This window comes from Faecalibacter sp. (assembly GCF_057177045.1).
The window spans coordinates 593,260-607,140 of the sequence record NZ_CM169987.1 but is presented as its reverse complement, the minus strand read 5'-3'; the positions used below and the strand labels follow the sequence as shown (position 1 = coordinate 607,140).

Below are 13,881 nucleotides of genomic sequence, written 5' to 3'. Positions count from 1 at the left end.
TAAACGATTTGTTTAGCCTTTTTTATAATAATCGTTTATCCCATTGATAGTCTTCAATTTCATAAATTTTAACTTTTTGATCAAAATCAGGATGTTTCGTATGAATCAAATAATTAAATTCTTTTGGAACGACAGCAGAGGGAACTTTCATCACCAAATGTTGATAGGATTGATACCATTTAGACCCAATTTCTTGCAATTTTGGATAAGCTTCTATCGTACGCCAATTTTTGGGTAAATCTTTAGATGTAATTTCAAGTACCTCATCTGTTGTACAATTGATTTCAAGTACCAAAAGTTTATAGGAATGATCAATGGCTATTCCACTGCGATGTACAACTAATTCGAGTGTTGATAATGATCGGGAACTTCCTGTATAAATTACAAATTCATCGTTTTTGTTCCAACGATTGGCAACTCCCGAGGCTCTTAAGCTATTCGCATATTTTTCTTTTCGAATGTTATAGACGTGCATGTTTAAACATTTTCACCAAATTCGATGGCAGTTAAACGATTGTCTATAAACTTAAGTCCAGATATGGTATCTAAAAATTCCATAGGAGCTTTACTGTCCAATAGATAATTAGGTGTAGTTAACCACTGTTCAAATTCTTCTTTAGTCGTAAATACTTCAAGACCGTGTTTATATAATGATAGCAAAAGAACAATATGTTCTTTCGTATTATCTTTAAGAGAAACATTTTTTGTCTTATACGTACGATAAGTACGTGTGGTAATGTTAAGCCATTTTGAAATAATATCATCTTTTAAACCAGAAAGTTCATCCAAAATTTGAATATAACTTTGATCAATGGTATGATGATTAACATAATGATAGATGTTGGTAAAATCACTTACATCAGGCAAATCATCAATTAATTTTTTACGTCGTTTCAGTTCAAGAGTAGCCATAGTCCAATTATTTATACTAAGATACAAATTTTCCGAATAAAAAAGGAAATATTTCCGAATGTTATTTCGTTGTCTATATCTTTCATCCGAAGTTTAGCGCTATAAATAATAAAAGCCATTCCTATGAAGAATGGCTTTAAGAGAATTAGAATGAAAAGTAAATTATACAAATTCGTTGATTTCCATTTCATTTAATTTATACGAAGTGTAACCTTTTAGTTTCCCTTTATGAAAATTAAAGTCTACACGACCAAGATATAGTCCTGCCCACCCCACTTGGTTTACTAATACAGGTTTTTGATCAGCATTCAAATGCACTTCTGGTTCAGGTAAAAATGTGTGGGTATGTCCACCGATAATAAAATCAATATCTTTTGTTTTACGAGCTAATATACGATCAGACACTTGATCCGAACCCTTATAATCATATCCAATATGTGATAAGCAAATAACTAAATCACATTTTTCTTCGTGACGTAATTTTTGCGCATAATGCTGTGCAATTTCGATCGGATCAAGATATTTTGTTTCTTGATACATGCGTGGATCTACTAAACCATGCAATTCAACACCAACAGCAAAAATTCCGATTTTAATTCCATCTTTTAAAATAATTTTATATGGTTTAATAGCCCCATCAAGAATTGTATTCGAAAAATCATAATTTGATGATAGAATATCAAAACCAGCATGCGGAAGAGCTTTTTTAATACCTTCTAATCCATTATCATATTCATGGTTTCCGATGGTACCAGCATCATACCCTAATTTAGTCATTAATTTATATTCCAACTCCCCTCCAAACATATTAAAATAAGGAGTTCCTTGGAATACATCACCAGCATCTAGTAAAAGAACATTCTTTTCTTGTTGACGAATTTTATGAATTAAAGTTGAGCGTCGTGCAAAACCACCTTTATCAGAAGTCACAGGATTTGTTGATGTTTCAAAAGGTTCGATACGCGAATGCTGATCATTGGTATGTAAGATCGTAATGCGTTTTACATCTTTATCATTTGCAAATAATGGAAGCGTTGGTAGTAACGTTAAACCTGCTGCAAAAGATGTTTTCTTTATAAAATCTCTTCTTTCCATTATTTATATATTCTTTTATCAGTATTTACATGAACGGTATCAATTTTCTCAAAGTAATCCAATAAAAGATCTCTTTGCTTGATGTTAACAATATCTTTATCTAAAGCTTTACTAAAGAAAAACATATTATCTCCACCATTATACAAGTAATCACTTGTTACGACTTGATACACCTTATTCAAATCCAATGGTTGACCTCCTACTTTTATGTCATCAACAGAAGTCGCAGAGATACCAGATACGGGATGACCAAAATTTAAAGAAAGATAAAATGCAACCATTTCTTTTACGGTCTCACCTTTTAGTTGAACAACATAAATTTCATTATCAAAAGGAGCTAATTCAAAAATATTACCTACTGTTAAATTTCCGGCAGTAAAAGTTCGGCGTAGGCCTCCATAATTTAATAAAACGATATCCACATGACCTTTTCCTTGTTTTTGATACAATTCATCGATGGTTTCAAATGTAACATCGGCTACTAGATTACAAAGTGGTGCTCCATATCCATTTTTATGCAAATCCATCGGTGCATAGGCTAACACACGATCCATTTTGGATTTCATATCAGTTTTATAAGGTTGAATCATTTGGATAATTGTAGAATCTGAAGCGATACTAGAATCAATGGAAGTACTGGCTTTATATTCTGGTGCTAGTTGATGATATGCTGTCCCACACGAGGTAAGCAAAATCATAGAAATAGCAAGAATATTATTTTTTAAAAGTTTCATTATTGATTACTTTTGAAAAGTGATAAACTTAAATTATTACTGCAAATTTGAGGTATTTTTTTTTGAATTATCGCTTATTTTAATTTTTTTTAAATCAAAATATAAATAAATGTTGAGGTTTGAATTATTAAGATTTAATTACGACCTTTAACTAAGAAATATAAATAATAACTCTTATTATCAAAATGAAAGAATTATTCGGAACTGGTGTAGCATTGGTAACACCTTTTAACCAAGATGGTAGCGTTGATTACAACGGATTGGAAAATTTAGTTAATTATAGTATTGACGGTGGTGTAGAATACCTTGTGTTATTAGGGACTACTGCCGAATCAGCTACTTTAACAAAAGAAGAAAAGAAAGAAGTTGTTGCTACGATTAAGAAGGTGAACAATGGACGTGTTCCAATGGTTCTAGGTATTGGTGGAAACAATACTGCAGAGGTCTTAAAAGAATATGCAACAACAGATTTATCAGATTATACTGCCGTATTAACGGTTTCTCCATATTATAATAAACCATCACAAGAAGGAATCTATCAACATTATAAAGCAATTGCTTCTGCAACTGATGCGAATATTATTTTGTACAATGTCCCAGGACGTACAGGATCTAATATTGCGCCAGAAACAACAATTCGTTTAGCAAATGAATTCAAAAACATTATAGCAATTAAAGAAGCGTCTCCAGACTTTTTACAGTCAACAAATATTATTCGTATGAATACACGTGAAGATTTTATTGTATTATCAGGAGATGATGAATTTGCAGTACCAATGACTTTAGCTGGTGGTAAAGGAGTAATTTCTGTAATGGGACAAGGATTACCTACCGTTTTTACAGGAATGATTCGTGAAGCATTAAATAAAAATGTGGATGCAGCTTACCAAGCTCATTATAATTTAGTAGAGATTACTCGTGCAATTTTTGAAGAAGGAAATCCTGTAGGAATTAAAGCGGTATTAGCACACAAAGGCATTTGTCAACCGTATACTCGTCTACCATTAGTTCCTGCAACTGAAAACTTAACGAAGAAAATTGCAGATTTATTAAACCAATTTTAATCTTAAATAATAAAAAAATGATTAAGCAAGAAGTATTAAACGCCTTAAATAAACAAATCAAATTAGAAGGAGATTCATCGCAATTGTATTTAGCGATGGCTTCTTGGGCTGAATGCAAAGGTCTAGAAGGAACAGCAAATTTCTTATATTCTCATGCAGATGAAGAAAGAACACACATGTTGAAGTTAATCAAATTTGTGAACGAACGTGGTGGAAAAGCATTTGTTCCTCAAATTGAAGAGCCAAAACAAGAATTTGAATCTTTAAAAGAAGTTTTTACAGCCATTTTAAAACATGAAATTTTTGTGTCGGAATCTATTAATGAAATTGTTTTCTTAACATTAGAACACAAAGATTTCCCGACTCATAATTTCTTACAGTGGTTTGTATCTGAACAAATCGAAGAAGAACGTTTAGCACGAAATATCTTAGATAAATTGGAAATGATTGGAAACGATAAAGGCGGATTATATTTATTTGACCGTGATATCGTAACCTTAGATGTTTCAGCAGAACAATAAAAAACTTTACCATATAATAGGATTCTAATGTAAATTTTCTTTACATTAGAATTCTTTTTTATTAAATTTGCAGAATGTTAAAGAAACTAACCTTAATAGTTTTGATCGGTGCTTCATTATCATCTTGTAACAAGATGTATAATCAAGCAATGAAGAGTACTGATAAAGACGAGATATTTACTATTGCTACTAAATTATACGAAGAAGGTAAATATGTACAAGCTGTTGAATTATATGAACGAATTTCAACTTCGTTTGTTGGAACAGAACATGCGGCGGATATTGCGTTTAATACAGCAGATGCTCATTTTAAAGACGAAAACTATAAATTAGCAGGTCACATGTTTAAGAACTTTGCTGGTTCTTATCCTTTAGATAAACGTGCGGAAGAAGCTTTATATAACTCAGCGTTTTCTTATTATAAAGATTCGCCTAAGTTTAATTTAGATCAAACCAGTACGTATATCGCAATTGATGAGTTACAAAACTTTATCAATTCCTATCCTGAATCTGTACACGTTAGTAACGCAAATAAATACATCACAGAACTTCGCCAGAAATTGGAGCTTAAAGCTTTTGAAATCGGAAAAGTATATTATAAAACAATGAAGTATAAAGCTGCTGCTGTAGCTTTTGATAACATGGTGGATGAATATCCAGATTCTAAATTTCGTGAAGAAGCCATGATGTATGCTTTACGTTCTAAAGCTGAATTAGCATTGAATTTTAGCCGTTTAGAAAGCAAAGATTTACGTTTACAAGAAGCAAGAACACAGTACCGTCAATTATTAAAGTACTACCCTTCTACAACGTATAAATCTGAAGCTGATAAATTACTAAAAAACATCGAAAACGAGATGGTTAAAGTAAAAGCTGATTTAGAAGAACTTGAAAAAGCAAGAGCGGCTGCCTTAGCCAATGCAAATAATAAATAAATTAAGTTAATTATATTAAATTCTTTAGATATGAATTTCAAAGATATCGGTGCTGCACCAACAACACAAACTTACGATCGTAATAAAATCGAAGAGCAAACTGGGAATATTTACGAATCGATTGTGATTATGGGAAAAAGAGCAGAACAAATCAATCAAGAAATGAAATCTGAATTAATTCAGAAATTAGATGAGTTTGCTGCACATACAGATTCTTTAGAGGAAGTATTTGAAAACAGAGAGCAAATCGAAGTTTCTAAATTTTACGAAAGACTTCCAAAACCGACTGCAATTTCGGTTAAAGAATGGTTAGATAACGATGTTTACTACAGAAATCCAAATGAGGATAAATAATGTCTGTTTTACATAGTAAGAAAATTTTATTGGCAGTTTCTGCCGGAATAGCGGCCTATAAAGCCGCTTTTCTTGTAAGAGGACTTATCAAAGCTGGTGCAGAAGTTAAGGTCATCATGACTCCTGATGCTCAACATTTTGTTACACCACTTACGCTTTCCACTTTATCAAAACATCCAGTAGAATGGGAATTTTTTGGTGATAAAGGAGATTGGAATAATCATGTAGAATATGCCCTTTGGGCTGATTATATGATTATTGCTCCATGTACAGCCAATACATTGTCACACATGGCCGATGGAACATGCGACAATCTTGTTTTAGCGACCTATCTTTCAGCGAAATGTCCAGTATATTTCGCACCTGCCATGGATTTAGATATGTATCAACACCCAACGACAAAAGAAAACATCCAACAATTGGTTCAAAATGGAAACATTTTAATTCCTGCAGAAAGTGGTGAATTAGCGAGCGGTTTAGTGGGTGAAGGTCGAATGGCTGAACCTGAACACATTATCACTTTCATGGAGCAACATATAGCATCTACTTTACCTTTATACGGAAAAAAGGTTGTTGTATCTGCTGGTCCAACATACGAAAACATTGATCCCGTTCGTTTTATTGGTAATTATTCTTCGGGTAAAATGGGGTTTGAGATTGCAAAAGAAGCATCTCGCCTTGGGGCAAAGGTAACTTTAGTTTCAGGTCCAAGCCACGAAAGTTGTCATGGATATCCAATTGAACGCATCAATGTGGTATCAGCTCGAGATATGTATGAGGCCATGCACCAACAATTTACTGATGCTGATGTGGTGGTGATGTCAGCTGCTGTTGCAGATTATCGTCCAAAAGAGATGGCCACTCAAAAAATTAAAAAGAATGATGAGGATATGACCATTGAATTGGTAAAAAATCCCGATATTCTAAAATCATTAGGAGAAATTAAAACCAACCAATTATTAGTAGGTTTTGCTTTAGAAACCAATAATGAAGAGGAATTTGCGAAACAAAAATTAGCCAAAAAGAATTTAGACTTTATTGTTCTTAATTCAATGCAGGATAAAGAAGCAGGTTTCCAAAAAAACACCAACAAAATAACCATCATTGATAAAGATTTATCTTTAGAAACGTTTGATGCAAAATCTAAAGCGGATGTTGCAAAAGACATTTTAAATGTTGTTCTAAAAAAACTATAAAAGATTACATGAGAAAATTAGCTACCCTATTCTTTTCAATTTGTGTTTGTGCAATGGCATATTCACAAAGTATTATGGCTGATGTGAAAGTGGATTATTCCCAAGTTCAAAGTTCTAATACTCAGGTGTATGAAACCTTACAGCGTTCGTTGACGAATTTTATCAATTCAACGAAATGGACTGAAGATCGATTAAAACCTCATGAAAGAATTGAAGCTAATTTTCTAATCTTAGTTTCTAAACGTGAGAACAATCGTTTTACTGCGACATTACAAGTCCAGTCTCGACGTCCCGTTTTTAATTCAACCTATTACACTCCAGTCTTAAATTTAAATGATACCAATTTTACTTTTGAATACACTGAGTTTGAAGAACTAATCTTCAATGAACGTAAATTTAGTGGTAAAAATTTAACGGATGTAATTACATTTTATGTCTATTTAATTTTAGGATATGATGCCGACACATTTAGTCGTGATGGTGGAACAGAGTATTTTAAAACAGCACAACGAATTTCATCTTTTGGACAAGGCTCTCGTTTTTCGGGATGGAGTGATTTGGATGGATTACAATCTCGTTCAATGTTGATTAACAATATTTTAAAAGCAGACAATAAAACATTACGTACATTAGCATATCAATATCATCGCAATGGATTAGACGTTATGGCAGATAATGAACTACGTGGTAAAAATGCAATTGGAACTGCTTTAATGCAATTGGAATTTTATACCAGAGGATCATTCGCACAATTTTATCCGTTGGATATTTTTATGACTGCTAAAAAAGATGAAATTGGAAAAATTTTTGGTGGTGGTCAAGTATCAACTGCAAATGTTGAAAAATTAAAAGAAATTTTAAATTCAATTTCTCCAAAGAATTCATCGATTTGGAATAATTTGAAAAAATAGAAATGCTTAAAACATTACGTGTAAATAATTTCGCAATTATTGATCAATTGGAAATTGATTTTCAACCAGGTATGACCACAATTACAGGTGAAACTGGTGCTGGAAAATCAATTCTTTTGGGTGCTTTAAAATTAGTCCTTGGTGAAAGAGCTGATCTTAAAGCATTAAAAAACAGTGATGAAAAATGTATTATTGAAGCTGTTTTTGATATTGCAGATTTAGGACTTCAAGAATTTTTTGAAGAACATGATTTAGATTATGAAGATGAATCAATATTGCGCCGTGAGTTATTACCTTCTGGTAAATCCCGTGCTTTTATAAATGATACACCTGTAAAAATTACAGATCTTCATTTGTTGTCGGAACAATTGATCGATATTCATTCTCAATTTAATACACCAAAAATATTTGAACATGATTTTCAATTATCCATGTTAGATATTTATGGTGAAAATAAAGATCTTTTAAAAAAATATCGAAAATCATATCATGAATATGTAGCCATTAAAAAGAAAATTAAAGAGGCTCAGTATTCGTTAGAAAATCAAACCCAAGACTTAGATTATAAATTACACCTTTGGGAAGAATTAAGTAATGCGAATTTAAGAGAAGATGAACTTGAATTTTTGGAAACAGAAATTAAGGCCTTATCCAATGTAGAGGAAATTTTAGCTACGTTGGGAGAAGCTTATCAATTTTTAGATCATCCTGAAATGGGTATCGTTTCACAATTAAATGAAGCAAGCAATAAATTAAATAAAATTACAGGATTTTCTCAAGATCTTGAAGATTTGTATGAACGTATGATTTCATCTAAAATTGAATTGGATGATATTGCGAGCGAATTACAAATGAAAATTGATGCTACAGAATTAAATCCTGAAAAATTAATGGAGCTGAACGAACGCTTTGATTTGTTGCACCGATTATTGCGTAAACACAATGTGAATACCATTGCTGAACTAATTGAAGTTCGCGATCAATTGGAAACTCAAACCTCTGGTTTTGATAATCTGAGTGATTTGATTATTCAGTTGACCAAACAACTAAATGTAGTGACAGATGAACTCGAAAAATATGTTGTTCGCATTCGAAAAAATCGTTTTTCTTCAATTGATACCATTCGAGAAAATATTCTATCTACATTGGCACAATTAGGAATGGAAAATTCACAATTGCTAATACAACTAGAAGAAACTCCTGAATTTAATCTTCACGGTAAAGATCAAGTACATTTCTTGTTCAGTGCCAATAAAGGAATGGAACCTCGTGTTTTTGAAAAATCAGTTTCAGGTGGTGAAAGATCGCGTTTGATGTTAGCCATCAAAAAATTATTAGCAACGCATACTCACCTACCGACTTTAATTTTAGATGAAATTGATACGGGTATTTCTGGAAAAGTGGCAAATGAAACGGGGAAAGTCATGCAAACAATGGCAGATAATATGCAATTATTAGTTATTACACATTTACCTCAAGTTGCATCTAAAGGGAATCATCAGTTAAAAGTGTATAAAGAAGTGGTCAATGATAATACAAAAACAAATGTTATTCAACTTACTGAATATCAGCGCTTAGAAGAAATTGCACAGATGATTTCAGGATCTGATATCACAGATGCTGCCATAGACCAAGCAAAAAAATTGATGTCATTATAGAAAAACCGCATATTGCGGTTTTTTTTATATAAAATTTATTGGATTATGTTAAATAAAATATGCCGTATTAAATATTTATCTGTCCATTATTCATTTGATTGAATTATGAATCAATCTAATCCATTTGTATTATTTCCGGCAAATTCTAATTCTATCGTTATAAGTTTAGCAATCATTAATAATTCAAAAAATTAATTAAATCTTAGCGTATTGAAATTCAGAAAGATATAGAATATGAATGAATTCATCCTATGAAATAGCTAAAAAATGAGGCTTAAATGCCTCACTTTTTATAAAAATAAATGAATTATGTTAAATCAATACGTTTATATTTAAATGATTTTATGTCGATTATACGTAGGTAAAGAAATTGCATAATAATAAAATAAAGTTACAATTGATAATATTCCGGATAGCATAAATAAATTTTGAAATCCCATTTGCAATACCAATTGTCCTGCTGCAACCATTCCAATACCTAATCCCAAATCAATTGCAATAAAAAAAGTTGAATTAGCCGAACCTCTTTTTTCAGGAACTGTCATATTCATAAATTGAGTTTGAAATGCTGGAATTGAAACGCCAAATCCTAATCCAATTAAATAGGCACCTAGAAAATAAAACCAATCCCAATGGGGATAAGCAATAAGAAAATACCCGATCATCATTGAAAAAATTCCTGCCATATTAATTTGATTGACCCATCCCCGATCAATCAACTTACCACTAAAGATACGTGATGATGCAATTCCGATTGCAATACTCAGAAACATATAACTTGCTCCTTCAATTTTAAGTTCTTTTCCATACATAACACCAAATGTATAGAGTGCACCATAGGTGATTTCTAAAAATAAAATATTGATCGCTAGTGGTATTGCTTTCACCAGAAGAAAACGATCAAGGGTTATTGGAGATTTAATTCGTTTTTCTTTCACTGGCTTTTTATTGGGATCTTTTATAAAAAGCGCAAATAAAATTCCAATGATTCCGAATGCTAAGGCGGAATAAAAAATATAATCAAATTGATAATGATCATAAATGTACATCCCAATGATTGGACCAATGGACATGGCTAAAGTTGACATTAAGCCATAAAAGCCAATCCCTTCTCCTCTTCTTTTGGAAGGTAATAAATCAATAGCCAATGTATTACTTGAAGTTGTAATTATTCCCCAGGTGATTCCATGAAATATTCGGAGTAAAAAAAGAAAAAAAATGGTACTGGCTATAGTATATCCTAGAAATAATGAAACAAATGAGATGAATGATAATAGATAAATTTTCTTTCTTGAAAAATTGTCGACCAAATATCCTGAATAAAAACGGATGCATAAAGCAGATAAGACATAAGTTGAATGAATAATCGTCATTTTGGAAACATCCACATCGAATTTTTCAATAATAAAAAATGGTAAAGTGACACTGATTTGGTAAAATGCAATACCTGTCAATAGATTAGCAATACAAGCAAAGATGAAGCTGCTTGTCCATAGTTGTTCTTTAGTCGTGGTCATAGGGTATAAAAAAAACCGATATAAAATATCGGTTTCAAATTTATCATTTATTGGGCTAATTTGTCTAATGCATAAACAATCATTTCGTCTACCGTCTGATACGGATTCTGACTAAATTCACCTAAAATTCGATTCGCCACAATAGCATTTAATGACAATGCCTCATGTCCCATCATTTTAGCTAAACCATAAATTGCTGATGTTTCCATTTCAAAATTTGTGATTCTTAAATCATTGAATTGAAATGATGTAAGACGCTCATTAATATCAGATGGATTGGGTTCTAAACGTAAAAATCGCCCTTGTGGTCCATAAAAACCACAAGCTGTTGCAGTAATTCCTTGTTTTGTTTTTTCAGAAGATAATTGCTTCATTAATACAGAAGAACCTTCAACTAAATAGGGACGAGTCTTATTAGGCGACCAATCCACATGTTGAATAAAAGCATCTTCCACTTCAGGCATCATAACTTCTTCACTATTTTTATAATAATGTAACAAGCCATCTAATCCTAATCCATGAGATCCAATGACATATGAATCGACTGGAATATCCGCTTGTAAAGCACCTGAAGTTCCTAAACGAATAAAAGATAATTTTCGAAATTCATCTTTAATTTCTCCTGACTCCAAGTCAATATTTGCTAAAGCATCCAATTCTGAGAATACAATATCAATATTATCTGTACCCATACCTGTCGAAATAACGGTCATACGTGTACCTTTATACGTTCCAGTATGTGTAACGATTTCTCTTTTAGAAGCTTTATGTTCAATTGTATCAAAATGTTGTGATACTCTTTCCACACGATTAGGATCACCTACCGTAATGACAATATCTGCAAGATGTTCTGGTCTAATATTACAATGGTAAATACTTCCGTCTGCATTTAAAATTAACTCTGATGCTGCTTTACTCATAGTACTTTTAATTAAAAATAAACAAGCAATATACAATGCTTTTTAACAGTTGGCAAATTATTTTATTAACCACCTACTCGTTTCACTTTAAATCCTTTATCTTTCAGAAAGGACATAATTTTATCACGATAATCCCCTTGAATAATGATTTGTTCGGCTTTAAAACTACCCCCTACACCTAAAAATGTTTTGATTTCTTTGGCTAGTAATTTAAAATCTTCCGTCTCTCCTTCATACCCTTCAATAATGGTATTTACTTTCCCTTTTCGCTTTTCGAATTTACAAATTAATGGTTCCTTTTGAATAAATAATTCGTGGGCTTGTTCTTCTACTTCTTCTTCAGGTGTAGGAATATGATCGGGAAATAAATTTTTTAATTGATCTTGTAAATCCATTTTTTGTTTTTGTAATCTATTGATATTCAACTATTATTAAACACTAAAAATCAAAAGGGGAACTAAAAGGGGAACCCAACATTCAACTTCTGTGGTTAATACAAAGATAAAAAAAAGGGATACTTTCGTATCCCTTTTTTTACAATTGTGAAAATTTGATTAAATCTTCTTCGTAATAGTATTTACGGTTTGATCCTTTATCTTTTCTCACTTTTAGCCCTTCTTTTTCGCGCTTGTGTAAAGCGCCATCAGACTTGATTCCAAAATAAGCTTTTGCTTCTTTAGGATAAATTCTTTTCTTTAACATCTTTAAGATATTATAATTTGCCATAAGGCAACCTCAGCATCACTTAGCTTTGGTTATTATGATCAATTACGAGCCGTAACTGCATCCTAATGGATGACTTCCACAGGGAAGATCTAAATAAGAGTATTGGAATACTAAAGTGGTAATAATACTCTTTTGTTAGGGTATTTTCTAAACACAACTTCTCCTCTCTTCATTATTTTTTGAAGTTTTGACATTGAAATATTCTTCATTGAAGCTTATGCTTCTTTACGAATTAAAATTCTTTTATGCATTTTGTTGTTTTTTATTTCACTACAATAAAAACCCTACAATTTTCATAAAACTTAGTTTTCTTTAAAAAAATTACTCAAATTAAATTCTAAAACCATTTGAAAACACATATTGAATTGATTCATATATTTTTGTGTTAATAAAATTTTCCAAAATTTTTTGAAGCAATCTGCTCACCATTTTAGTTATAAAGGTAAGGAGGAGTAATTAGCAGGATACGGAGGGAGGACTCCCTATGGTAGGGGTATAAAAAAAGCAGGAACATGTCCTGCTTAATTTTTTATAATAATTGGATAAACCAATTGGGTACTTTATCATCCATGATTTCTAATTCACTTTTTTTAACTTGTGCGAAAAGCTTCATTTCTTTAGTCGAATTATCAAAAATGTAGGCTTTATCAACCAATTTTAGTGCTGGAGATAAATTATTTAACGTTGCATGGTATCGTTTAACAACTTTCTCTTCTGGCACAGGATGTCCACCATTTTCTACCCTATTCTATGTGTAGACTTCGACTTATCGACTAAAACATTATTTTTAAATATAACATCAATTGATTTTCCTTCTAATTTAGCTTTATCAAAAAGAGAAATTGATGCCGTTTCAGTTTTAAATTCTTCGAAGTCCTTTTCGGTAAGTTTTAATTCATAGCGATCCAAATCAATGAAACCTTTTGATGAAATATCCTTTTCGATAAGATCAGAATTAATGAAATATCCTGCATTAAATTTAGACGAAATAGTTTCGAATAGTGTAGATTTCCCAGAGCCGTTACGTCCAGCAAAAACGCGTAAACGTTTTATTTTAGACATAATTTAGCACCTTTTTTTAATTCTTTTGGAGCTTTCACACGGTCGATCGTTTTTATGAATTTAATCTCACCATTTGGCTGTCTTTCAACAATGCGATTCCCTTGAACATACTGAACCGATAAATCTAATGCTTCCGAAACTCTGATCGCAGTTTGAGATGCAGATTTTGCTAAACGATTAAGAACGTTAGTTTCTTCTAATTTTAGTAGATCTGAGTCTTTATTCATTTTAAAAGGTCTTAAGTGAGTATTACAATTCACATAAATATAGACAAAT

General features: G+C 31.7%; 18 protein-coding genes. 7 read left to right on the top strand and 11 right to left on the bottom strand.

The features are described from left to right. Positions 1–22 precede the first annotated feature (22 nt). The 4 genes from AC1QSP_RS02750 to AC1QSP_RS02735 form a co-directional block, all read right to left on the bottom strand. The gene (locus tag AC1QSP_RS02750) at positions 23–475 is read right to left on the bottom strand and encodes an RES family NAD+ phosphorylase (protein ID WP_484079673.1); all 453 of its coding nucleotides are present in this window, start codon (positions 473–475) and stop codon (positions 23–25) included. 2 nt (positions 476–477) lie between these two features. After that, positions 478–912 (bottom strand): MbcA/ParS/Xre antitoxin family protein, encoded by a 435-nt coding sequence (locus tag AC1QSP_RS02745; protein WP_322969903.1) that lies wholly within the window; start codon positions 910–912, stop codon positions 478–480. Between the two features lie 162 nt (positions 913–1,074). Then, complete coding sequence (locus AC1QSP_RS02740; protein WP_484079672.1) at positions 1,075–2,007, bottom strand: bifunctional metallophosphatase/5'-nucleotidase; 933 nt, start codon at positions 2,005–2,007, stop codon at positions 1,075–1,077. After that, the gene (locus AC1QSP_RS02735) at positions 2,007–2,741 is read right to left on the bottom strand and encodes a 5'-nucleotidase C-terminal domain-containing protein (protein WP_484079671.1); all 735 of its coding nucleotides are present in this window, start codon (positions 2,739–2,741) and stop codon (positions 2,007–2,009) included. The genes AC1QSP_RS02740 and AC1QSP_RS02735 overlap by 1 nt, the downstream gene beginning before the upstream one ends. A 185-nt stretch (positions 2,742–2,926) precedes the next feature. On the opposite strand from AC1QSP_RS02735, the gene dapA reads away from it, so the two are divergent. The 7 genes from dapA to recN all read left to right on the top strand — a co-directional run bounded on the left by dapA (position 2,927) and on the right by recN (position 9,380). Beyond that, complete coding sequence (gene dapA, locus AC1QSP_RS02730) at positions 2,927–3,805, top strand: 4-hydroxy-tetrahydrodipicolinate synthase (RefSeq protein ID WP_484079670.1); 879 nt, start codon at positions 2,927–2,929, stop codon at positions 3,803–3,805. A gap of 17 nt (positions 3,806–3,822) precedes the next feature. Further along, positions 3,823–4,326, top strand: coding sequence for a ferritin (locus AC1QSP_RS02725; RefSeq protein ID WP_322969907.1), 504 nt, complete (start codon positions 3,823–3,825; stop codon positions 4,324–4,326). 74 nt (positions 4,327–4,400) lie between these two features. Continuing rightward, positions 4,401–5,261 carry an outer membrane protein assembly factor BamD gene (locus tag AC1QSP_RS02720; protein ID WP_484079669.1) on the top strand — a complete coding sequence of 287 codons (861 nt, stop codon included), beginning with the start codon at positions 4,401–4,403 and terminating at the stop codon, positions 5,259–5,261. A gap of 30 nt (positions 5,262–5,291) precedes the next feature. Beyond that, complete coding sequence (locus tag AC1QSP_RS02715; RefSeq protein ID WP_322969909.1) at positions 5,292–5,615, top strand: DNA-directed RNA polymerase subunit omega; 324 nt, start codon at positions 5,292–5,294, stop codon at positions 5,613–5,615. After that, complete coding sequence (gene coaBC / locus AC1QSP_RS02710; RefSeq protein WP_484079668.1) at positions 5,615–6,811, top strand: bifunctional phosphopantothenoylcysteine decarboxylase/phosphopantothenate--cysteine ligase CoaBC; 1,197 nt, start codon at positions 5,615–5,617, stop codon at positions 6,809–6,811. Before AC1QSP_RS02715 ends, coaBC begins: the two co-directional genes overlap by 1 nt. Before the next feature lie 8 nt (positions 6,812–6,819). Further along, positions 6,820–7,722: a type IX secretion system protein PorD gene (gene porD, locus AC1QSP_RS02705; protein ID WP_322969911.1), complete on the top strand. Its 903-nt coding sequence runs from the start codon at positions 6,820–6,822 to the stop codon at positions 7,720–7,722. A gap of 2 nt (positions 7,723–7,724) precedes the next feature. Further along, entirely contained in the window at positions 7,725–9,380 is a 1,656-nt protein-coding gene (recN, locus tag AC1QSP_RS02700) for a DNA repair protein RecN (RefSeq protein WP_484079667.1), read from the top strand. A 332-nt stretch (positions 9,381–9,712) separates the two neighbouring features. Here the strand turns inward: recN and AC1QSP_RS02695 are convergent, their stop codons facing one another. The 7 genes from AC1QSP_RS02695 to AC1QSP_RS02665 all read right to left on the bottom strand — a co-directional run bounded on the left by AC1QSP_RS02695 (position 9,713) and on the right by AC1QSP_RS02665 (position 13,832). After that, positions 9,713–10,897, bottom strand: coding sequence for an MFS transporter (locus AC1QSP_RS02695; RefSeq protein ID WP_484079666.1), 1,185 nt, complete (start codon positions 10,895–10,897; stop codon positions 9,713–9,715). Between the two features lie 47 nt (positions 10,898–10,944). Further along, positions 10,945–11,817, bottom strand: a complete 873-nt coding sequence (locus AC1QSP_RS02690) for a nucleoside phosphorylase (protein WP_322969913.1) — start codon at positions 11,815–11,817, stop codon at positions 10,945–10,947. Positions 11,818–11,882: 65 nt separating this feature from the next. Continuing rightward, positions 11,883–12,212: a translation initiation factor gene (locus AC1QSP_RS02685; RefSeq protein WP_484079665.1), complete on the bottom strand. Its 330-nt coding sequence runs from the start codon at positions 12,210–12,212 to the stop codon at positions 11,883–11,885. A 139-nt stretch (positions 12,213–12,351) separates the two neighbouring features. Then, complete coding sequence (locus tag AC1QSP_RS02680) at positions 12,352–12,519, bottom strand: hypothetical protein (protein WP_484079664.1); 168 nt, start codon at positions 12,517–12,519, stop codon at positions 12,352–12,354. A 553-nt stretch (positions 12,520–13,072) separates the two neighbouring features. Then, positions 13,073–13,264: a hypothetical protein gene (locus AC1QSP_RS02675; protein WP_484079663.1), complete on the bottom strand. Its 192-nt coding sequence runs from the start codon at positions 13,262–13,264 to the stop codon at positions 13,073–13,075. A gap of 17 nt (positions 13,265–13,281) precedes the next feature. After that, on the bottom strand, positions 13,282–13,605 hold the full coding sequence (locus tag AC1QSP_RS02670) for a hypothetical protein (RefSeq protein ID WP_484079662.1): 324 nt from the start codon (positions 13,603–13,605) through the stop codon (positions 13,282–13,284). Beyond that, complete coding sequence (locus AC1QSP_RS02665; protein WP_484079661.1) at positions 13,593–13,832, bottom strand: hypothetical protein; 240 nt, start codon at positions 13,830–13,832, stop codon at positions 13,593–13,595. Before AC1QSP_RS02665 ends, AC1QSP_RS02670 begins: the two co-directional genes overlap by 13 nt. Positions 13,833–13,881 lie beyond the last annotated feature (49 nt).